The organism is Photobacterium galatheae (assembly GCF_000695255.1).
Classification (GTDB): Bacteria; Pseudomonadota; Gammaproteobacteria; order Enterobacterales; family Vibrionaceae; genus Photobacterium; species Photobacterium galatheae.
In genome coordinates this window covers 117,188-139,133 of the sequence record NZ_JMIB01000043.1, presented here as the reverse complement: position 1 = coordinate 139,133, position 21,946 = coordinate 117,188, and the positions used below count along the sequence as shown (strand labels likewise).

The 21,946-nt window shown below is 49.0% G+C and carries 20 protein-coding genes; 5 read left to right on the top strand and 15 right to left on the bottom strand.

What is annotated here, in order from left to right; all coding sequences use genetic code 11:
- The first annotated feature begins 102 nt into the window (after positions 1–102).
- Positions 103–1,302 (top strand): type III PLP-dependent enzyme, encoded by a 1,200-nt coding sequence (locus tag EA58_RS19735; RefSeq protein WP_036757114.1) that lies wholly within the window; start codon positions 103–105, stop codon positions 1,300–1,302.
- 37 nt (positions 1,303–1,339) lie between these two features.
- Here EA58_RS19735 and EA58_RS19730 read toward each other — a convergent pair whose 3' ends face one another.
- Both EA58_RS19730 and EA58_RS19725 read right to left on the bottom strand, forming a co-directional pair.
- Positions 1,340–2,005, bottom strand: a complete 666-nt coding sequence (locus EA58_RS19730) for a hypothetical protein (protein ID WP_036756963.1) — start codon at positions 2,003–2,005, stop codon at positions 1,340–1,342.
- A gap of 255 nt (positions 2,006–2,260) precedes the next feature.
- Complete coding sequence (locus EA58_RS19725; RefSeq protein ID WP_051642264.1) at positions 2,261–2,692, bottom strand: hypothetical protein; 432 nt, start codon at positions 2,690–2,692, stop codon at positions 2,261–2,263.
- 428 nt (positions 2,693–3,120) lie between these two features.
- On the opposite strand from EA58_RS19725, the gene EA58_RS19715 reads away from it, so the two are divergent.
- Genes EA58_RS19715 through EA58_RS19705 form a run of 3 tightly spaced genes read left to right on the top strand, consistent with a single transcriptional unit; the run spans position 3,121 to position 7,416 of the window.
- The gene (locus EA58_RS19715) at positions 3,121–3,843 is read left to right on the top strand and encodes an ABC transporter ATP-binding protein (RefSeq protein WP_036756957.1); all 723 of its coding nucleotides are present in this window, start codon (positions 3,121–3,123) and stop codon (positions 3,841–3,843) included.
- Between the two features lie 6 nt (positions 3,844–3,849).
- Positions 3,850–6,210, top strand: a complete 2,361-nt coding sequence (locus EA58_RS19710; protein WP_036756955.1) for an ABC transporter permease — start codon at positions 3,850–3,852, stop codon at positions 6,208–6,210.
- A gap of 3 nt (positions 6,211–6,213) precedes the next feature.
- Positions 6,214–7,416: an efflux RND transporter periplasmic adaptor subunit gene (locus tag EA58_RS19705; RefSeq protein ID WP_036756946.1), complete on the top strand. Its 1,203-nt coding sequence runs from the start codon at positions 6,214–6,216 to the stop codon at positions 7,414–7,416.
- A gap of 56 nt (positions 7,417–7,472) precedes the next feature.
- Here EA58_RS19705 and EA58_RS19700 read toward each other — a convergent pair whose 3' ends face one another.
- Complete coding sequence (locus EA58_RS19700) at positions 7,473–8,138, bottom strand: GNAT family N-acetyltransferase (RefSeq protein WP_200872213.1); 666 nt, start codon at positions 8,136–8,138, stop codon at positions 7,473–7,475.
- Positions 8,139–8,377: 239 nt separating this feature from the next.
- On the opposite strand from EA58_RS19700, the gene EA58_RS21185 reads away from it, so the two are divergent.
- The gene (locus EA58_RS21185; RefSeq protein WP_152548130.1) at positions 8,378–9,454 is read left to right on the top strand and encodes a hypothetical protein; all 1,077 of its coding nucleotides are present in this window, start codon (positions 8,378–8,380) and stop codon (positions 9,452–9,454) included.
- A gap of 190 nt (positions 9,455–9,644) precedes the next feature.
- Here the strand turns inward: EA58_RS21185 and EA58_RS19690 are convergent, their stop codons facing one another.
- The 12 genes from EA58_RS19690 to EA58_RS19635 all read right to left on the bottom strand — a co-directional run bounded on the left by EA58_RS19690 (position 9,645) and on the right by EA58_RS19635 (position 21,943).
- The gene (locus EA58_RS19690) at positions 9,645–10,004 is read right to left on the bottom strand and encodes a hypothetical protein (protein ID WP_036756938.1); all 360 of its coding nucleotides are present in this window, start codon (positions 10,002–10,004) and stop codon (positions 9,645–9,647) included.
- A gap of 391 nt (positions 10,005–10,395) precedes the next feature.
- A complete protein-coding gene (locus tag EA58_RS19685) occupies positions 10,396–10,845 on the bottom strand; it encodes a hypothetical protein (protein ID WP_036756936.1) in 450 nt (149 codons plus the stop codon).
- A gap of 2 nt (positions 10,846–10,847) precedes the next feature.
- Complete coding sequence (locus EA58_RS19680; protein ID WP_036756934.1) at positions 10,848–11,870, bottom strand: hypothetical protein; 1,023 nt, start codon at positions 11,868–11,870, stop codon at positions 10,848–10,850.
- Positions 11,860–12,132, bottom strand: coding sequence for a hypothetical protein (locus tag EA58_RS19675; RefSeq protein ID WP_036756931.1), 273 nt, complete (start codon positions 12,130–12,132; stop codon positions 11,860–11,862). Before EA58_RS19675 ends, EA58_RS19680 begins: the two co-directional genes overlap by 11 nt.
- On the bottom strand, positions 12,125–12,394 hold the full coding sequence (locus tag EA58_RS19670) for a hypothetical protein (protein ID WP_036756929.1): 270 nt from the start codon (positions 12,392–12,394) through the stop codon (positions 12,125–12,127). Before EA58_RS19670 ends, EA58_RS19675 begins: the two co-directional genes overlap by 8 nt.
- 1 nt (position 12,395) lies before the next feature.
- Complete coding sequence (locus tag EA58_RS19665) at positions 12,396–15,266, bottom strand: FtsK/SpoIIIE domain-containing protein (RefSeq protein ID WP_051642261.1); 2,871 nt, start codon at positions 15,264–15,266, stop codon at positions 12,396–12,398.
- A 16-nt stretch (positions 15,267–15,282) separates the two neighbouring features.
- Positions 15,283–15,933, bottom strand: a complete 651-nt coding sequence (locus EA58_RS19660) for a hypothetical protein (protein WP_036756923.1) — start codon at positions 15,931–15,933, stop codon at positions 15,283–15,285.
- A gap of 596 nt (positions 15,934–16,529) precedes the next feature.
- On the bottom strand, positions 16,530–17,615 hold the full coding sequence (locus EA58_RS19655) for an extracellular catalytic domain type 2 short-chain-length polyhydroxyalkanoate depolymerase (protein ID WP_200872212.1): 1,086 nt from the start codon (positions 17,613–17,615) through the stop codon (positions 16,530–16,532).
- A gap of 203 nt (positions 17,616–17,818) precedes the next feature.
- Positions 17,819–19,795 carry a BCCT family transporter gene (locus EA58_RS19650; protein WP_036756918.1) on the bottom strand — a complete coding sequence of 659 codons (1,977 nt, stop codon included), beginning with the start codon at positions 19,793–19,795 and terminating at the stop codon, positions 17,819–17,821.
- 394 nt (positions 19,796–20,189) lie between these two features.
- Positions 20,190–20,837: a DUF1190 family protein gene (locus EA58_RS19645; RefSeq protein ID WP_036756915.1), complete on the bottom strand. Its 648-nt coding sequence runs from the start codon at positions 20,835–20,837 to the stop codon at positions 20,190–20,192.
- A 10-nt stretch (positions 20,838–20,847) separates the two neighbouring features.
- Positions 20,848–21,264, bottom strand: coding sequence for a DUF350 domain-containing protein (locus EA58_RS22265; protein ID WP_036756912.1), 417 nt, complete (start codon positions 21,262–21,264; stop codon positions 20,848–20,850).
- A gap of 43 nt (positions 21,265–21,307) precedes the next feature.
- The gene (locus tag EA58_RS19635; protein ID WP_036756907.1) at positions 21,308–21,943 is read right to left on the bottom strand and encodes a YjfK family protein; all 636 of its coding nucleotides are present in this window, start codon (positions 21,941–21,943) and stop codon (positions 21,308–21,310) included.
- Positions 21,944–21,946 lie beyond the last annotated feature (3 nt).

Sequence of the window (21,946 nt, the reverse complement as noted above, 5' to 3'; positions counted from 1 at the left end):
AACTATCCAAGAGTGACTTTGACTGCGCATCTGCGCTTTTTTTGACGCTCCACTTTTCATCACACGACCATGAAAAGTGCTCATCTATGTTGGAGGCTGATGATGGCTCACGCCCATTCGGTATTAGATTTTCAATCGTTCACCCATCAAATCCTGTCTGCGGACGAAATTCATTTGATCGAATCGTCTGTGGCGCAATTCGGCGCCCCACTTCTGATGCTGGACTGCGATGTGGTTCGCCAGCAGTACCGTGCACTGAAGCAGGCTTTACCGACTGTGACACTTCATTTTGCGCTCAAACCGCTGCCGCTGCCGGCTGTGGTCAGAACGCTGCTGGATGAAGGCGCAAGCTTCGATCTGGCAACTACAGGTGAAGTTGAGCTGGTCGCGCAGGAAGGTGTTCCGGCTGAGCGCACCATTCACACGCACCCGATTAAACGTGATTCAGATATTCGCGACGCGTTGGCGTACGGTTGCAATGTATTTGTGGTCGATAACCTGAATGAGCTGGAGAAATTCAAACCTTATCAGCATGACGTTGAGCTGCTGGTGCGTCTGAGCTTTCGTAATTCCGAAGCTTTCGCGGATTTGTCGAAAAAGTTTGGTTGTTCACCAGAGCAGGCACTGACCCTCATTGAAACAGCGCAGACGTGGAATATTCGTATCAAAGGTCTGTCTTTCCATGTGGGTTCGCAAACGATGAATCCACAAAAATACGTCAGTGCGATCCGGACCTGTAAAGCGGTGATGGATCAAGTGGTTGAACGTGGCTTGCCGGCACTGAGCACACTGGACATCGGTGGTGGTTTCCCGGTCAGTTACACGCAGCAAGTGATGCCGATTGACCAGTTCTGTGTACCAATTAACGAAGCGCTCAGTGAGTTACCGGAAACTGTGCAGGTGTTGGCTGAACCCGGACGCTTTATCGTCGCGCAGGCCGTCACCAGTGTGGCTTCCGTGATGGGACAGGCGGAGCGTGAAGGCCAGATGTGGTACTACCTGGATGACGGTATTTACGGTTCATTCAGTGGTTTGATGTTCGATGATGCGAAGTATCCGCTGGTGACGCTGAATCAGGGGGGCGAATGTATTCCGAGCGTCTTAGCCGGGCCAACTTGCGACAGTATTGATGTGATTGCTGAAAACATCCTGCTGCCCAAGCTGGAGAATGGTGATCTGGTCATTGGCCGGATGATGGGGGCCTACACCAGTGCGACCGCAACTGATTTTAACTTCTTCAAACGGGCACAGACCGTGGTGCTGAATGAGTTTGCTGAGAACAGTGAACGCATGACAGGCTAAAAACTGAAAAAGCGCTCAACACAGAGCGCTTTTTTGTTTATTCGGCAGACCAGAGATGATCAAGACTGAATCGGTACTTATAGGCCACCACGACATTGTGCTCCTGAAAGTCATTTGTTTGATCACTCAAAATTGGACTGAAGTTATACAGCAGCAACATGTGGTTACCGACGTTACCTTCAAGGTAAATATTAATCGCCATGCCCAGTCCGTTCTTGTTCACCTTCCTGATTTCACCGGATTCTGCCTCTGTATTCGTGATCCTATAATTCCCGGTTAAATCTAAGTAACCCATCCCCAGTCCGGCACCGAGTTTGATATTCCAGTCTTTGGCGGCGTGTCGATTGAACTGATAAAACACCACGGGCACGGCTGTGATTGCGTAGGCTTTGATCGATGTGCCGAGATCAACACTGGATGCACTGTTTTTCAGGGCCTGCTGATCGGCTTTAAAATAGGACCAGTCGACCTGAAACTGAACGCCAAAGTTTGTGTCATCAGAAAAATAATAGGGATCGGAGATCAACGAAACCGTCGGAAAAAGCTGGTAATCACTGGTCATCACGGCCAATTCTTTGTCTTCGTTCGCGGGATCCTGGATTTCGATCTGGCTGAATGTACTTTGCAGGCCCACCGCAAGTTCAGTGGCTGTGCCTGTGAGCGGGAAAAGCGTCAGTGAAGCAATCAGGAAGGTGCGAAACATCGATTGTATACATCGGAAACGGAAGAGGGCGGAGTTTATCAGAGGCGCTCAGTATGGGCAACGTATTGAAACAGAAGCAGGAATAAAGGTTTTATTTTGCCTGCCGGGCGACCTGAGGATGTTCAGACACAGCGAATGGAAACAGTGCCGGACGAGTATTCCATTCGCTGTTTGGATGGTGATGTTTTGAAGGCAGGCGTCTTTATGACGATGCGTTTTCGATGCGGGTGCAGCCCGAAGGCAAATTTCTCCAAGCTATTTTCCGCTGTCGATGATGATTTCCAGACGATAATCTGCAACCTCATTGCGGCGTGCGGCGGAGCGCATCATATAGACCCGAACTTTGTAGTCGCCATTCGCCGGGAGTTTGCCTTCGAACTGGTTGCCGTTGACTGAACCGTTAAACATCGCGGCTTCGTTTTCTCCCGGCGCCATAATATTGAAATAGGTTGCGGTGTTTTTGGTCGCCATGCTGACGTTCATGTGTTGCCCTTCCCGGGCATTGAGGACGTAATCAACAACTTCATAGCCTTTAATCGTGTCTTCGACGACAGTGCCGGAAGTTCCTTTGTTAAATTGTACTTGTTCCGTTCGGATATCATCGGCTGCTGCAAACATCGTGATCATGAACAGAATAAGACCCAGGAGCAGTTTGATTGGCTTCAGAACAGCAAATTGAATCTTCATGTGATTTTCCTAAGGCTTGTGGGGATGAGTATGATACTTCTCCTGTCGGCCAATCGGGGGATCTGGCCGAAAGTTGGCATCATGGAAAGAGTATGGCCGCAGTGCCAGCGAAGCTGTGTCGAATGCACGAGACAGAATCGGAACCATCAGAACATGCGATCCCTGAAGTGATACTCCGAGCGTGCCTGAAAAGGGAGATGACCGGCTGTTTCATGAGAAATGAGCCATTCGTCACTTTCAGGGTCGTCCTGAATGCTGTGCCATTGCCTATGCTTAAAGCCAGAAATGACTGAGTTTTTAATCCTTTCGTGATTTTTTCAGTCGTTTGCCTGTGCTTGAAACAAGGCGGAGCCTGCGCAATGTGGGGTTGAATCAGCGTGCGGATCTGGGCTCATGGATTCAAAGACTGACAGAAGTGAGCGCATGAGATGAACAACTCCCCGAATCAGAAGATCGCCTACCAAATCAGTGGCCTGACGAAAACCTATACCACCGGCGAGATTGAGGTCAGAGCCTTGCGTGGCGTGGATCTGGCGATCCGACAGGGCGAGATGATTGTCATGCTTGGGCCGTCGGGAAGCGGGAAATCAACCTTTCTGAACCTGATTGGCGGACTGGATACCCCGACAGATGGTCAGATCCTGTTTGAAGGAAAGGAACTGACCGGGCAGGACGATCGATTTCTTACCCAATACCGCCGCCATTATGCCGGCTTTGTGTTTCAGTTCTACAACCTGATCCCCAGCCTCAATGCTCGGGAAAACGTTGCCCTGGTTTCAGAGATTGTGTCGGACCCGATGCCTGTGGATGAAGCGCTGGAGATGGTCGGCCTGAAAGCCCGCGCCGATCATTTTCCCTCACAGCTTTCCGGCGGGGAGCAGCAGCGCGTTGCCGTGGCGCGGGCGCTGGTGAAAAAACCCAGGGTGCTGCTGTGTGACGAGCCAACCGGCGCACTCGACAGTGCCACAGGCATTAAGGTACTGGACGCGCTTGCCGGGGTGAATGAAACGCTGGGTACCACAACCATCATCATCACTCATAATGCTTCGATTGCCGCGATTGGCGACCGGGTGTTGTATTTTGCCGATGGCCGGATCGCCAAAGAAGAACGGAACGAAAAACGCCAGCCTGCTTCGGCACTGATGTGGTAGGAAATCATGCGTGCGCTGGAGAAAAAACTGATCCGCAATCTCTGGCAAATTCGGGGGCAGGTGCTGGCAATCGCCCTTGTCATTGCCGCTGCGGTGGCCATGATGGTGCTTTCCTCTGGCACTTATCGCTCCCTTGAGCTGACCCGAAATCTTTATTACGAGCAATACCGCTTTGCCGATGTTTTTGCCAATCTCAAGCGGGCACCAAATCGCACGATGGCTGAAATCAGGCAAATTTCTGGCGTAGTCAGCGCAGACGCGAGTATTCGTCAATACGCGCTGCTCGACATGCCAGATGTGATTGAGCCGGTTCGGGGCCTGTTCGTTTCACTGCCGGAAGGAACTGCACCACTCAATCAACTGGTGCTGCGTACCGGCAAATGGCCGGCGGCGGATTCAGCCAGTCAGTTGTTGGTGCATGAGGCGTTTGCCGAAGCGCATGATTTGCGTCCGGGCGATCGGATTCAGGCGACGATTTACGGCAAGCGGCATGCTTTTACAGTCGCCGGTATCGCGTTATCGCCGGAATTTGTTTATGCGCTCGGTCCCGGCGATTTGATTCCGGATAACAGGCGGTTTGGGATTTTCTGGATGAACCGCGATGCTCTGGCATCGGCAGGCAATCTGGACGGGGCGCTGAATACGGTAGCCCTGAAACTCAGCCCCGCCGCGAATCCGGATGAAGTGATCGCTGAGCTTGACCAGATCCTTGCACGGTACGGCGGGACCGGTGCTTATACACGAAAAGACCAGTTGTCCGATTCCTTCATCGACAGTGAGCTGAAGGAATTGAAATCCATGACTCGCATCATGCCGCCAATTTTTCTGGTGATCGCGGTTTTTCTGCTGAATATCGCCATTGGCCGGTTGGTGGAAACAGAACGCGGACAGATCGGCCTTCTCAAAGCCATTGGCTATGGCGATATGGCGATTGGATTTCATTATCTGCAAACGGCGCTGATGATCGCCTGTATTGGGATTGGGATTGGCTGGCTTTCAGGGGGATGGATGGGCCACGGTATGGCGCAAATGTACATTGAATATTTCAAGTTTCCTGTGCTTCGCTACCATATCACGCCGGATGTTTTTCTCGGGGCGGCTGCCATCAGCATCGCGGCCGCAAGTTTGGGTGCCATGGCCGCCATTCGCAAGGCTGTCAGGCTGCCGCCGGCTGTTGCTATGGCACCACCGCCGCCACCACGTTACCAGACCGGGTTCGGAGAAAAAATGGGTCTGTTTCGGGGGATCACCCCATCCGGCCGTATGATCATTCGGCATCTTGTGCGCTGGCCGTTCCGTTCGGGGTTAACGGTTTTGGGCGTGACAATGGCGATTGCTTTGCTGCTGTCGACGCTGAATTTTTTCGATTCGATTGATGTCATGCTCGACTCATTTTTTCACCGCAATAACCGTCAGGATATGACCCTTAGTTTTACGGAAATCCGGCCCGACAGCGCTGCTGCGGATCTGCGTCATCTGGATGGCGTGCTGAAGGTTGAATTACAGCGCAACGTCTCTGCTCGCCTGGTTTCTGGGCATGTTTCGAAACGGACGGCGGTTCAGGGACTGGACCCGGGGGCAGAGCTGAGCTATCCGCTGGACATGTCCGGTCGGAAAATCTTTTTGCCTGCGGAAGGTGTCGTGCTGAACGCGTGGCTTGCACGGTATCTGAATGTCAGACAGGGCGATTTGCTTGGGATTGAAGTGCTTGAAGGCCGGATGCCAGAGCTTTGGATTCCCGTGACCGGCGTCAGCAAGGAATATGTCGGATTGTCCGCTTACATGAATCGAACGACGCTCAACCGTTATCTCCGCGATGGCCCAGTCGCCAATACGGCGATTGTCACGGTGGACGCTACAAAACAAAGGTCTTTTTATCGCAAAATCAGAGAGATGCCCTTTGTGGCTGGTGTCACCTCACTGGATGTGTCTGAGGCGCTGTTTCGCAGGCTGATCCAACAAAATCTGTTCACTATTGTGACCTTTTATGTGCTGTTTGCATCGGTGCTGGCGTTTGGTGTGGTGTACAACAATGCGCGGCTGACACTGATCGAGCGCTCCCGGGAATTTTCACTGCTGCGCGTGCTTGGTTTTCATCAAAGAGAAGTCGCCTGGATTCTGGGCGGCGAAGTTGCTCTGCTGACATTTCTGGCACTGCCACTGGGCTGTATTCTCGGATACGGACTGGTGAGGTTAATTGTGACTTTCTTTGCATCCGACCTTTACCGCATTCCTTTTGCGATTGAGGGATCGACTTACGGCTATGCCGTGATCGCGATCCTGATCGCAGCCGTCCTCAGCGGCTTGCTGGCACTGTATCGTCTGAGAGAGCTTGACCTGCTCAGCGTGCTCAAGGAAAGGGAATAATCGATGTCATTTCGGAAATACCGCTGGACACTGCTGTTTCTCTTTCTGCTGGTGGCGGGTCTGTTTTTTGCCTTCTGGCCACGTGCGATCGACGTCGAAATCGTGATCGTGACTGAAGGGCCGATGACCAAAACCGTGGACGATGATGCCATCACGCGTGTCAAAGATGTCTACACTCTGACCGCGCCGGTATCCGGTCGCCTGCTGCGGATTGAAAAAGATGCGGGGGACGAGGTTTCCGCCGGGATGGTACTGGCCGTCATGCGCCCAGTGGTACCGCCGCTGCTGGATGCCCGCACGCAGCTTGAGCGTGAATCCGCCATGCAGGCGGCGGAAGAGTCCCGAGATGCAGCCAGAGCACAGGTGAAGAGTGCTTTAGCCCGTCTTGAATATGCCCGGATCGATTTCAGGCGGGCTGGTCAGCTCGCACAAAAGGATGCGGTATCCCTCGACCGGCAGGATCAGGCGCGGCAGTTCCTTCGCGCGGCACAAGCAGGGCTTGCGGAGGCTGAGTCTGTCTTGTTGCAAAGAGAAGCGGAATTTCAACAGGCGAAGGCAGCACTGGTGCAACCTGCAGCGGTGGCAGCAGCCGCGAGCCATCACGTTCAGATCATCGCCCCAGTCAGCGGGAAAATTCTGCGGATGTTTCAGGAAAGCGAAGCTGTTGTGACTGCGGGCACGCCTTTGCTTGAAACCGGCGATCCGGAAAATCTCGAAATTGCTGCGGATTTGCTATCGCGTGATGCCGTGCGGATCACTCCCGGCGATCGGGTTGAGATTGAAAACTGGGGTGGTTCTGGTGTCTTAAACGGTGTTGTGCGGCGGATTGAACCGGCAGGCACGACTAAGGTTTCATCGCTCGGTATTGAAGAACAGCGCGTGAATGTGCTCATCGATTTTTCTGATCCGAAGGAGACATGGGCGGCGCTTGGTCACGGGTTTCAGGTGGATGTCAGCATCGCCGTCTGGCATGACGATCAGGCGCTTCGGGTGCCGATTGGGGCTATTTTTCGCCACGGCCGTGACTGGGCAGTATTTCGCGATGCCGATGGTCGCGCCCGTTTGCAGACGATTCAAATTGGCCATCTGACCGGTCAGTATGCCGAGGTGCTGGAAGGGCTCTCAGCCGGCGATCAAGTGATCGCCTATCCCAGTGACCGGATTCAGGATGGTGTGCTGATCCGAGCGATGGTGCAGATGCAGTGAATCGGCGTGAGCATGAACGGGGAGACATGGCAGAGAGCCAATAGATTCCAGTTGATTCAGGCGATTGCTGCTGATGCTTCCCACTCCGTTTTGCTGATTTGAAAGAGTAAACTTGCCGGTGCATCCATGACATCCTGAATTTTTTTCTCGTTCCTGAACCCTGATTTTTTCAGTACTTGAATGGATGCGAGGTGGTTTTCCCGGACTCTTGCTGAGATTTGTTCGAATCCTAATTCGACAAAACCAAAAGACAGTGCGCGTTTAGAAAATTCCGTTGCATACCCTTTCCCCCAAGAGGCCGTGCTTAGCCGGTAGCCCAGGTTATTCATCGTTTTTCCCTCAAACTGAAAGAGACTCAGGCCGCCAAAACCGATCACGTTTTCCGGCTCTTTCTGGGTTGCTATCGCCCAGACACCAAAGCCATGTTCATTCCAGTGCTTTAGCCAGCCGGCCATGACAGATTCTGCATACTGAATATTTGGAAAAGGCCCGGCAGGATTGAACCGATTGGTTTCCGGGTCTCCATAGATCGCAAATAAATCTTCAAGATCGGTCTGACATACGGGACGCATCAAGAGTCTGTCTGAATACAACACCATGATTTCCTTATAATGAGCGTGAGTGACGCACGAGTCCGTGGCAAGTGCGCATCCTACTGGGTTGTTGAATGTGTGTAAATTATCATTAGTTAAATCAGTGGCTTGAGTGAAATTTGGCTTCACTGCACATGGAGAAATAGCCGGCTGAACGGTGAGAAACCAGTGGTCAATTTTGAAGCCGCAGCACATCAAGTGCCGTAAATTGGAACACAGGTAAAGAAACCGGTCTTTTCTGGTTTAAATCATGGCGTTAAGCACTGAAGATAGTGTTGCGAAAAAGGTGAATGAAACAGATTTCAATGTCATGTCATCTTTGGCCTTCATCCCATGTTAAATCTTTATCCTCGAATTGCAGGTATCGTGTGAAAAAACTCAGTGTTGTCCTCCCCATCTCGCTCTTGTTGAGTCTCTCTTCAACCGTTTCAGCCTCGCCATTATCACCGGCTGGTGTGTGGTCTGGCACTATCGGTAAGTCGCCGATCAAAGTGTGTTTTCAGGATTCAGGTCAGCAGGCGGTTTACTATTATCAGCGTTACAAAACACCGATTACACTGACGCTGAAAGATGGATTCTGGGTCGAACAGGGAGATACCGGCCGCTGGGAACTGAGCGGGCAGCCCGGCAATCACATTGCAGGGCAGTGGTCTACCGTATCCGGTACCAAGTCTTTACCTTTGTCACTCAAATTTGAATACCATGACCTCGATAAAAATTGCGGAGAGGAGGAATTTCTTTCTGCGCTGCAAAAAACGCTCAAATGGAAAAAAGGAGCATGGAAAGACTGGTTTGGCTGGCAATACCGAGACGTCGCCTATGGTGGTGACAATTCAATTGAACTGGCCGCCAACTTTCCGAGCAGCAAGGTGATAAATACGATTTTCAATGATCGTGTTACGTCTGAGGAAAGGGCCGAACGGCAACTGGAGACGCTGGTGTATGCTTTGGAACATCCGGGTTCAGAAAAGTACGATGAAACTTATGTTGCGCCCGTTTTCCTGAATGGCTTATGGCTGGGGGTTCGTTTTTATGTGAGGCGGGCGGGCACAGGTGCGAATGGTACGAGTGATTACACCAGCTATTTTTCGCTGGCAACTGGCGAGATGATCAACCCCTGGCGTTGGTTTCTCTCATCACAGGTTAATCAGCCACATGAATACAGTGCTTACTCGCATCCGCTTCCTGAAACGATGCGGGCGAAGTATGGTCGAAAGGAATCAGAAGCCTCGGAATTTGAGGGGTGTAAACGTTCTGAGCATGGCTATTATCAAATCAGTTTGAGAAATAACGGCTTGTTGTTCTGGGAGAGGCCGAATGGAGATGGTTGCGAACGGGAGTTTCTCCTGACGCCTGAAGCCGCGATGCCATTCGCCAATGCGGAAGGGAAAAAAGCGCTCAGCGCATTTTCAAAATTGATTCGGCTTAATCTGAAGGGTTATTAAGCGTCATCATGGTGTGATTTTGAAAAGGGTGTGAAAATTATTGGAGGCACTCGATTTTTTGCTGAATGGGAAAGCGGCTGGATGCCGCTTTCCATGACGGGTTGTTTTGCCCTGTTGTCATTTTATGCCACGACAGACTGAAAAATATGTACAGCATGCAGTGTCGAGGTAAAAAAGTGACTACAATTGCTTACTTCGTCGTTAAAATAGCAAAATCCCAAGCATTTGAATTCCATAGCGTACATTCATCTAGATAGTATAACTCTACTTTTTGGTTTGCTGCTTTTGCCGCTAATGCAGTGCTGACAACGATATTAAATGCTGGGTGATTTGAGGTGATGGCCACTCGCTTATATTTGCCGGGGTTATTACAGGAAACAGGCAGTTCGTCCATGTGGATAAAAGCGATCGCTTCACCATTGGTGGTGTAAGTTTCGTAGTTCTTGCCCATAACCTGAACTTGATCAATTGTCCCAACGACAGATTTCATGTTTGCAGCGTATACATTCAATGAAAGTATTGAGAAAATTGCAGTTAAAATATATTTCATGATATTTTCCTATTGTTTAGATAATCAAATATATAGCGCATGAGACGACATGCTTGATAGTGATTCGTGCAGCAACGGCACTGGTGAATGCCGCACACTATAATCTTGGAATGTAATGATTTCCAGTCGGATAGATCGTGAAATTTTTCCTGAGGCAGGGGTATTTGAGCAGAGGCTTATTCGGTGGGATGCAATTGTATGTCGCGCATTAAGTTCACTGGGGGAATTCAATCGCTTTATACAATTCGGCGTTCTGGCCGAAAGATGGGGGCGATAACTGGCAAGGCTCAGTCCTTTTTATGGATTGATCGGATCATAAATCAAATCGCACAAATTGGACTGAGTTCCTTCTTTTCTGGAGAGCGCCGATAACGAGCAGCGATTGAATCAGCTACAAAGGCGAAACATGATTGTTCGCGAGACGGTTGTATTGTTCACTCTTTGCTGCGAATTCAAGCCCTTTGTCCCGTTGACGTTCACTGATTGCCGATACTCTCTGGTATTCATTGTTCTGTCTGTGAACATCCTCTCCTCTTTCTTCTAAGCTCGAATGAAGGCCAGCATACTCACTAATTAATCGATTCATGACATGGAAGCTTTTTAGTCGCTCCTCACTTGCTTGAAAATACTGATTGGCTGTCGTTTCAGAGCTTCCATATTGCTCAACCAGGGGCAATATATGGATTTGTCTGATTCTACGGCCCGCATCATCTGACCATATTGCAGAAAGGATTTGGGATTGTTCTCTGAAATTTTGAATCGCTAACGCGAATTTCATCAATTCATCTTCCAAATCCATATGGTTGCGCTGATAAAAAGCGGTATCAAATGTTGGTTGCATGATTATCCTAAAAACACGGGTGCATCAAACGCGGCTAACAAATTCACTTTGTTTTCTAATGCGTAACGAATCTTATAGATTTCATAAACCAGATCATCTTGGATCTGTTCATGATGACGCAACGTTGTCAAAGCCTTCGTATTCTGTTGGTGAAGATCACGTTGGCAACTTTGTTGGCTGGAAACACAGTTTTCAATACCTTTGAGCGTGTCGTCCATTTCCTCTAAAATTCTGCGCTCTTCATCTAATGTATATCTGGCATGAAGTGTGTTTGTTTTTGCATCTTCAGCATTTGTTAATGCGGAATAGGCATGTCGTGTTGCCACTTCCATATCAGCGACTGCGGTCAGGCTACCTTCCACTTGATGAGAAGCTTGCGCATATTCATTTCTGGCTGCGTTGAGCTCACTCTTTGCAAGACTTTCCTCGGATATAGCGCTTTGGAGGCTACTATAGGCAGAATTCATTGCATGACGCTCTGCGGTTGCCGGGTTAGGTCGAGATTCATACACATCTCTACCGTCTGAGTCTTTACCGACATAGACCGAGATCTTTTGCGCGCGCGCATACTCGTAAGCTGCCTTGGCGGAGTGGTAGCTACTTTCGGCACTGATTCTGTTATGCTCTGCAATACGTAGCGCTTGCTTGGCATTTTCCACTCTTGATTGAGCACGCGCTTTCCAATTTCGAGCCAATGACAACTGATTTTGCCAAAATGATTGGTGTTCCTTGGTGCGCTCAAGGTCTGTTTGAGCTTCCGTTAATTCTTGATCTCGCTCTTCAAGTGCTATCGCAGTTTGTTTATATCTGTGCTCGTAACTGTCCCAACGCTCTCGTTTGGCTTGCATCAGTTGCTCATACAGAACAGTAAAACGATAAACATCACTGTCGAGCCGATTGGTATGTTCTACGCCATGATTTTCTGTAAGCGTCAATACCTTACGAACTTCATCGCTCAGTGCTCTGTGGGATTGAGACAAGAAAGAGTACTCTTCAAGCTGTGCAATTAACCACCTAGGTTGCATGCGCCTCTCCTTTTTCTTTCAGCTCTGCAATCTCTCGTGAACATTGCATCATCAACTTTTCAAGTGTGTGCTGATATTCAGAAACTTGGCCTGCCAATAGCTGAAATTGCATATCGGCTTCTTCTGCACCTTGGCCTTCATAGCTTTCTTTTAGCCCGGCCCAAGCAATATGAAGTTCATGATACGCCTGCTCAAGATTCTTTAAACTTCGATGTGCGCGTAAGTCTAAAGTTTCAAGTGCATTGAACTGATGGTTATTCATGGAGATAATTCCTCAGCAGATGCAGGCGATATTCGAGGCCCGATTGTAAGCCTGGAGCAAGACTATGCGTCAGTTTAGAAGCAATGGTATCCAGCTCAGTTGAGAGCGAATGATAAGAATGAGCCTTCATGTGAGGTAACACAGCGGTGACCTCATCAAAAGGGGCTGAAAGCTCACGCTGGCATTGGCGGACAGCTTCAGAGAAGCTGTCCAATTGCGCCACAAACTGCTGTAGGTTTTGTTCTACATCGTTGAGTGACACGTTAGTTACTCCATGACTTCAGGTAGTTATTGAGCAGATTGAGTTCATTCATATGATCTTCTACATCGCGGTAGCAGTAAGGTTTAAATTTGACTGGGTAGTTTTGTGATGCGTTGGCATACAGTGCGTACACAGGAACTCGAGTCGTCTGCTGTAGCAAGGCCGCATGGCGCGACTTGATCACACTGAAGCTGTCATCTTCAGACATTTGCAGCACGATTTTGTGCTTGAAAAGATCAATATCGCGACGGTCAAACACCTTTGTCACCGCACGAACATTGTCAAAACTCATGACAATGTGGATACCGTATTCAGCGCCCTGTTCTAGTAATACAGAGATAATCGCACCTAGGTCGCCATGCTCTTTCACACCGTAGCGTCCAGACTGTTGCTGTAGTTCGGTTGCACGTTGAGCTTCGTTAACCACGATGTAAATCGTTGGCTGAGCAAGCATTTGCTCTTCATCCATCGATTGACGGCGTTCAAATTCTGCTTTGATATTGCCTAAATCGCTCGCAAATTCGCTGACGCTCTCACGGTAATGCACTTCTGAATGACAGCAAGTCTCAATTGTACGACTCATAATGCCGTGCCATGGTGAACCCTTAATGGCACGCTCTAACAGATACAGTTGGTAATCGTTTTGCGCGTGGTTGATCGGGAGTTGCCCTAACCAGTAACTCAACATCCCAGAACGCGCTTCGTTCGCTTCACCTACAAATAGTAGATGTTCGTTGGAACGGCGACGCATGACGATGCTCGCTTGACCATGAATATTCATTTCGCGGCCTAGCCAGAAGTTGGCTGGTTTCTCTACCGGATACCATTCCTTCTCACCCAGCCCTTGTTCGTGCTCAGGCTTATTTGCAAATTCAACCCAGTCGTCTTGTGTTGGCTGTGCAGAATAAGTACTGAAAAGCTTTTCTAGTTGCGGGTTCTCGCTGAGGTGTGGTTGCCCTGAGCCATCCAATAGAATTGAATGATGCAGATTCGCGAAGCCTTGCTGTTGCTGCCACTTCTCAGCCAGCTGTTTGATGAGATCAACGCGTAATTCATCAGATAGATAAGTCACGCGACCTGCACGGTTTTTATCGTCATTCGCTGCTGAATCATTCATAACCACTTGGCCTGCTTCTTTACATGCGCGAAGTAGACGTTTGCCATTCGGGCCAAATTCTTGCAGTGCTGTCACATCAGCTTCACTCATCTGCATCCCGATACGGAGATGAATGTTACCGAAGATGCTTTGCTGGTTCTGCATGCCAGAAGCTCCAAAACGCTGTGAGCCAACCAGCATGTGGATACCAGCACTTCGACCTTGAGTTGCCAGTTTTTCCATCAGATCTGAGCCGGAACCGTCTCGATCATCTTCAAATAGAGTTTGGTACTCATCGACAACCAGCAGCACTCGAGGTAGCTTTTGACCCGTTCTTCGACGGTAATCGCGTAAATTCTCATAACCTTCACGCTTGAACAGCTCATTTCGGCGGATCATCTCCTCAACCAGTTCGCTCAAGACACTGCGGGACAAATCTGGAGAAGTATTGAGTGAGACAACTTTGGCATGAGGCAGTGTGGGGTAGCATTTAAATTCTACCCCTTGCTTACCATCAATCAGGTAAAGTTCAAGTTCGTCAGGGCTATAGCGACAAGCTAGCCCCATGATAAACGCATGGTATAGGTTCGATTTACCGGCACCTGTCATTGCGCCCAACATACCATGCGCACAGATTTGACGGCCATTACTCTCACCAAACCATAGCTCAAGGTCGTCTTTCTTCGCACCCGTACCACCGATAGCGACACGGATCTCATGGTCGGTATTTCCCTGCCACCAGTGATTTGGATCGGTATCAGTAACATCAGTGAATTCTAGTTTGTTCTCTTTTGGTTTAGCCTTCGCGACACCATCTAAGATTGTGTTGATGGTTTCATCACAAATTGATTCCGAAGCAAGCATGTACATATCCAGCGATGGGATCGCTGGAATGTGGTTTTCACTTGCACGGATGTTCTTCAGTGACTCAAACCATTCCATTGACGCACCGTTTGGCAGTTCAATATCTTGGTTGTGCTGAAGTATGACGTACTTACCCGCGACCGAACCCGTGTTGGCGATTTGCGCGAGTAATTCGATTGAGCGACGGTCATAACCTTTCGGGAAGTTTGATGCGACAATAAACTCAAACTTCTCGTTACCCCGAATTTCTACATCGACGTCAATTAAGCGACGAGTGCGGTTGTCTAGGTAGTTTTGCTTGATACGTTTGATATCATCCAGTACTTCTTCCAGAGTGCGCGAGATATCATTGCTTAGAGGGCGCTTAAATGGGAGCTGTTTGATATATGGGAAGTTTTCCCCCATTTTTGCTGGGTCCAGTAAGCAAAACAGTGCTCCGTATGGCAACATCACGCTCAAACGCATAATGATGTTGTGTAGTGCTGCTTGCGTCCACTCCAGACTATCGGCTTGTACAGGATAGTAATAGGTATCATCACCGGACATAAAAGGAACCGTAACCGGCATTTTCAATGTCTCGCCGTCAATCACCAATTCCTGATAGCCGATGACAAGCTCATTAGGGATATATTGCGTATTAAAAGGAAAATCCAACCAGTTTTGGCTCGTTAGATCTGGGGTATCTATGGGTGACAATGACGTCACCGCTTGCTTGATTGTTGCTTTTGCTGCTTCCAACTGCTTTTGTTGTGAAGCCACTTCCTCAGCAAAAACGCATTCTGCGCGTTTTAACAAATCATCTTGTACTTTGGCATGTTCACGGATACTACTTTCAATTTTGGGGTATAAATCAGCTTGCTCGACAGTGTGCTTGATTTTACTGCTTGTCAAATTTTTGATTAATTTATTCATATCGAGTTACACGTGCCTATTTGTTGATCATGTCTTTGACAAGGTTGACGTAGTGTTCAAAAAGTTGAGGGTCTTTTGCTTTCAGCGCAAATAAGGAACCACCCGTACAGAGAAGCAGCACGATGATGATATTGCGAATAGAGCGGCGATTTTTCGATACTCTTTGTCTTTCAGTCTCGATTTGCTCACCAAGGATAGCCCTTTGTTGATGTGCATTTTTAACCGGCTCTGCAATATCTTCAAACTGCTTTGCAATACGCTCATCTTCCTTCGTCAGCAAGCTAAATTGTTCATCTTTTAACAAGACCCCTTTAGGGTGTTCAGATATGCTATCTAACTTAGACACTTTGAATGCCTGCGGCTTCATTTTGTCGCACTGTTCAAAGAACGCGTTGAGAGATTGCTTTAACTCGATAAGCTTAGGGTCATCCAGAGTTTTCGGGGTTTGCCCGGAGCTCTTCATTGAGTCGATTTGTTGACTCAACTGAGAGGACTGAAATGTCTGGGCATAGTTCAATGCTGATTGACTATTACTTTTTAGGGTTTGAAAACCTTGATTACATTCAGAAATACATTTTTCAGCGTTAACTTTCTTGTCGTAACCATGCTTAAAGATAGTTTGAAGTTCACGAATAGTGCGTTGATCTTCTATTTCTGCAACTGACATTTTATATTACCTACCCAAATATGTGGCATCATTTCATTTTCAGCAGTCGTCATTGTCATAGCGAATTGAGACTCTCATGTCACGTCATGTCGTACAGGTATATACGTATAATAAATCTACAAATATCACTATGTGCTACATAAAACCCTGCTAAACAGCAGCTTATATAATTTCTAAGGTGCCGTAAATGCTAATGTCATTTTATTGACGGTGAGTTGCTAATATCTGATCTTGATCAGACTCTCTTGTAAACGGGGCCTTGTCATGACACATGAAGATAAAAATCGTCTGTGGCTCGTTGTGAAAATTGCAGTTTGTATAAGAAAGAAATACTAAGAATACAGCATTATGTGGTTGTAAAAAGAAAGCACAGATCATTTATTATTTCGTCTGCGTTTTCTTAAAGTCACACTCAGGACGTCAAGTACAGCAAGGAAAAGGAACCTGATAGAGCTAACTATTGTGGGGGTACAACGCTTGGCTGTTTATATATCGCGCTTCACTCCAGTGTCTTTCTCAATCATTGTTGATGTGAAGTGATATTCTGAAAATAAAGCGCGACATGCAGAGCCCTCAAATGTTAATTCTCTTTTTTCTCACATCACCTGCGTCAACCGCGTAATCATCCCCTGAATCGCCTTCATCTGCGGCGCATCCTTGGTGTAGTAGTTGTACGGTGGTTGTCCCATAGTGCCGTAGCCCCAGAAGTCCCAGCAGCCGCGGGGGTTGTAGGGCACAAATTCAGATTTTTTCACCTGCGGAAAGAGCACGATGATGTTGTTGGTATCGGCGATTTCGAGATAGCCGGTTTCGGTAACATAAGTAGTCCCGATGACAGAAATGCCCTGACGGCAACCGTGCACAGAGACGTGAATTTTGCAGGATTCACTGCGACAGTTTTTGGGAATATACACATATGCCGTGTTATCCATGCTGGTGAGTGAAGAATTAAAAAACTCACTTTGATCAAAGGCCAGCAGCTCGCCGCTCAGGCTTGGGGCCGGGGCTTTTAACGGGCCGTAAATGTGCTGCAGAATACGTTCTGCCTGATGCAGATTGCAGTGATTGATATAGGGCGATTGGGTGATATCACAGGCGGTATCTGCCGGATCATTGGTGATAAAGGCATGTCCGGCATCAATGCTTTTGTCATAGTGGATTTGTGCATCTGGCACATCCAGTTTCTGATAAAACTCGGTGGCGGTATCGACCACCCCGGTCACTACGGTTTCATCCAGTCGCCCTGAGAAGAGATAGATCTGGTCGTCCCGGAGATTGTCGGTGTGGTCAATCCGGCCGTTTCTGGCTGTCACTTTCGCCAGTTCCGACAGGTAGCCGCTGTTGGGAAACAGGGATGACGGGCAAACCCCCAGTGCGTTTTGACACGGATTCATACAAGTGGTGGTGGCGTTGACCAATGGGTTGACGAAGGGGTTATTCCCCGCACAGTTCCAAGGGCCACCAGCGACAATGCCAACGCCCATCAGGGATTCTGAATAAGCGACATGAAACTGTGCTGCCATAAAGCCACCGGACGACAGGCCGGAGATAGAGGTTTGATCGGTTCGGGCGTTCAGGGGGGGCAGCTGTACGGTTGCAGCTTTCAGGTGTGCGCTGCAAAGTATGAGCATCAGCCCGAAGGTGAACAAGGTAAAGTGAGTGGGGGATTGCTGTCCAAACATGTGTGCCTCCTGCCGTTGAGTGACGTCCTGCCGGTTAAGTCAATATGCGTTAGGAGTATAGGAGCTCATTTGCATGATGCTGCGCAAATGTGAATTTCAGAATTGTCACCGGCGTTGGTAAGAGAAAAAGTGAGCTGAAGATGCATGATGTCTGAGCGAAAAAAAGCCAGCAGGAAGCTGGCTTTGGTTTGTCTTTGAATTGCTTAGGAAGCGATGGCTTCTTCGACAATATTTTCTGAGGTCGCCAGATGAAGGAAGTGCATGTGGCGCTCGTACTGGGTGACAGCATCGGCAATGATCTGGTCTTTGGTGTAACCCATCACATCATACTGCTGGCCACCTTGGAGCAGGAAGACTTCGGCACGATAGTAATCGTCGTAGGACTCATTCGCGTAGCTTGGCAGTGCGAAATGACGCAGACGAATACCATAGGCAAAGTCTTCCACGTCTTCTTTTTCGACCACCAGACGGACGCGGGATTCATCCAACACTTGTAGCTTCGCGGCCAGACCTTGTGCTTTCATTTCATCGACCAGCGTTTTCAGTGCCGGTGTCGCCGTGGACTTGATGAAGTGTTCAGCTTCATCCTGCTTCGGATGACTCACCAGGGCAGAAATGCGGTTTTTCCAGCTGACATTGGTCTGTGCATATTGCAGCGTGGTGTTATGCGTCTGGATACTGTTCTGCAGCATGTAGTCGTTGCGCAGTGCCTTGAACAGGCAGTAACAGAAGAGCAGCATCAGAATCATGATCGGGAACGCACTGGCAATGGTCATGGTCTGCAGCGCGGAAAGACCGCCTGCTGCCAGCAGGGCTGCCGCAACAATACCTTCAATCACGGCCCAGAAAATACGTTGCCAGACCGGTGGCTCAGCAGCGCCGCCGGAAGTCAGGGTATCAATCACCAGTGAGCCGGAGTCAGACGAGCTGACAAAGAAAGTAATCACCAGTGCCACACCGATGAACGACAGCACTGAAGACATCGGCATGTGTTCAAAGAACTTGAATAGTGCGACCGGCACATTCTCACCAACGGCTTTGCTCAGATAGTCGGCACCATGATTCATGATGGCGTCAATCGCGGTATTCCCAAATGCCGTGAACCACAGGAAACCGAACAGTGACGGGATCAGCAGTACGCCCACCAGGAACTCTCGGATGGTCCGCCCACGTGAAATTCGGGCAATGAACATACCGACGAACGGTGACCAGGAAACCCACCAGCCCCAGTACAGCAGTGTCCAGCCACCAATCCAGTCTTCTTTTGGCTGGTAGGCATACAGGTTGAAGGTCTTGCTCACAATTTCACTCAGATAAGAGCCGGTATTCTGAACAAAAGACTTCATGATCATTGCTGTTGGGCCAGCCAGAATGACAACCCCCAGTAACAGAACAGCCAGGAACATGTTGATGTTCGACAGGCGCTTAATGCCGCCGTCCAGGCCCAAGACAACCGATGCGGTGGCAATCAGCGTAATGGCTGCGATCAGACCAACCTGTACTGTCGTGGTCTGTGGCAGATCAAACAGATAGTTGAAGCCTGCGTTCACCTGAACTACACCAAAGCCCAGTGAAGTCGCGACACCAAACAGTGTCCCAATCACCGCAAAGATATCGATCATATGGCCGATTGGGCCGTAGATCCGCTCGCCAATCAGCGGGTAGAGGGCTGAACGAGGCAGCAGGGGCAGCTTGTGACGGTAGGCGAAATAAGCCATGGCCAGCGCCACCAGCGCATAAATCCCCCAAGCGTGCAGACCCCAGTGGAAGAAGGTGATTTTCATGGCTTCACGGGCCGCTTCCACGGTTTGCGGATCGCCCACCGGCGGTGAAGTAAAGTGCATGACAGGCTCTGCCACACCAAAGAACATCAGCCCGATCCCCATCCCCGCAGAGAACAGCATGGCCAGCCATGAGGTATAGCTGTAGTCCGGTTCGGAATGATCTGGGCCAAGTTTGATATCACCCAAACGGCTGAACATGACAAAAATAAGGAAGATCAGGAAGATAGCGACGGCCAGAATGTAAATCCAGCTCGCCTGGGCAATGATCCAGCCCTGAACGTTTTTGAAATAGGCTTCCATGGCCTGAGGCCACATCACACCAATGAAAGACAGTGCAGCGATAAAAATCGCCGAGGTAAAAAATACCGGTTTATTTAAATCTGACTTAATTCCCATAAATCCTTCAAATATTACGGTTAAGCGTCCGTTGAGGTACCAACGCTGTGGCAACGGCCAAAAATATCAATGCATGCAGATGGATGTACGGACAGCAAAGTTCTCTGCATGGAAAGCAAAAATTTGCTTATTGGCCTGTACTCAGACAGATAAACAAAACTATCTTCTGAGTCAAAAGTGTAGGGATGTTAACAATAAACCACTTAGTATTCAAAGTGTGATCTGGGTTGGTGTTGAGTAAAATGGTGCAATTATTGAACCAAGATATTGTTTTTATTGGGTGTAATCTGGATCTGTGCGAATGAAATAAACTTCGTACACAATTGTTTTGATCTGTAATCTTCAGGTCAAAAAAAGAGCGCCGAATGGCGCTCTTTTTGCGAAGGGGACTGAATCAGCCACCCCAGCTGCGACTGGATGAACTAGATGAACTGGATTTGCTGCTCCAGCTGGACTTCGCTGCGGCACTGGAGCCGAAACCACCCCGAGAAATGGTGCGGCTGACCGTTGGCTTAGGCTTCATCTGATCTTTATTGATGATGACTTTGGCATTCTTATAGCGGTAAGAGCCGAAGTCATACCCATCTGCCGTGGTCCAGCGGCCATAGTAGCGGCTGCTCGGGTAAGACGAGCTGAACATCGGTTGGCTATAGTAGCCACGGCCACCAGAGTAACTGCGTTTGTCCTCAAGTAACCGGGCGAACATAAAGCCGGCCATTGCAGGCATAAACCAGTTATTTTCCGGGGCGCTAATACAACTGTTCTGACCAAACTCTGCCACACAGTCACGTTGGGTCATGAATTTTGGTGCAGTCCGGGCCGCCTCTTTCAGCGCGCTTTCATAAGCGGCTTCACATTGGGCTTCGTAGCTCGGGTTATCCGTTTTACAGTCGTAAAGCGTGTGGTAAAGCTTGGCTTCTTCTTTCGGATCACTACAACCTGCCAGCAGCCCGGCAGAAATCGCGGCAGTCACAGGTGCAACGGCAAAGGGACGCCATTGCTTACGCATACCGGGTAGATTGACTTCTTTTGTCCGTTTCATTGCGCCTCCCTTAGTACGTCATGCAGGCAGCATTGAGCAGACCAACAGAGACAGAAGTCGCAGCCATTAACAGCGCGGCAGGAATTTCACCTGCGACAATACGTTCCGCAATGCGGGGCATGAAACCGAAGCGAACGATCAAATAAGCCAGCATCTGTGCCAGCAGAGCCACAACACCCCAGATCGCGAAATCAACAAAATTCACAGAGTTGCTGGCCGCACCAGCAATCGCCAGAGAATAACCCAGTACGGAACCAGACAGGGTAATGGCTGCCGCTGTATTCTTTTCCTCTTTGACCAGTTTCCACTCGTCATATGGCGTGATGCGAACAAAGATAAATTTGAACAGCATCAGGAACAGAATAGAAATCGCAAAATAGATGACAAATGAGCCTAACCCTGCGAGAGATTGTGTCAATAAAACCATGTAATTTCCTAAAATATATCGTTTTTATGTATTGATGTTTGATTTAGCCGATTAACTTAAAGTCGGTTGGACTAAGATCAAACCCTGTGCTCAACACCAGGCTTCGTTCGGCCCGGTTGTCGAAAATTTTTTCTTCCGCGGCAACGAGAAGCACTTCTTTCAGTTCGGGTTCTGCTTCTCTTTCATACAGCATCACGAATTGATCTGTATTACTGGTGGTGCCATTTTGCAGCCAGGTGGTTTCCGTCATGGCAACCGGGCGGCTGTTGTCCCAGATTTTCTGATAGCTGTAGTCTTCTAACTGCCACTGGTTCTTGACAATGCCTTGATCAAGCAGGTGCTGCCACTCACTGTCGGTGTCGACCGGTTTGCTTTCAAAGAAGTAAAACAGTTTGACTTCACTGACGTCGGCCTCACCTGTACCGTGCGTCAACACTTGAATGAATCCGTCGTCATCGGTGTAGTAGCGGACCAGACGTGTCTGCTCATCCAGCCAGACTTCACCGACTGCTTGAATTAGCTGGGTACGGGATGCCCCTTCAATCATCAGGGAAGATTCGGTCAGGCGCAGTTTCAAATCATCCAGTTCGAATGCGCCACCGAGGCGCAGGCCCAGAATTTCCGGGGCTGCCGGGCCACTGGCTTCAGGTTCTTTGCGTTTTTTAAACCAGTCAAACATACG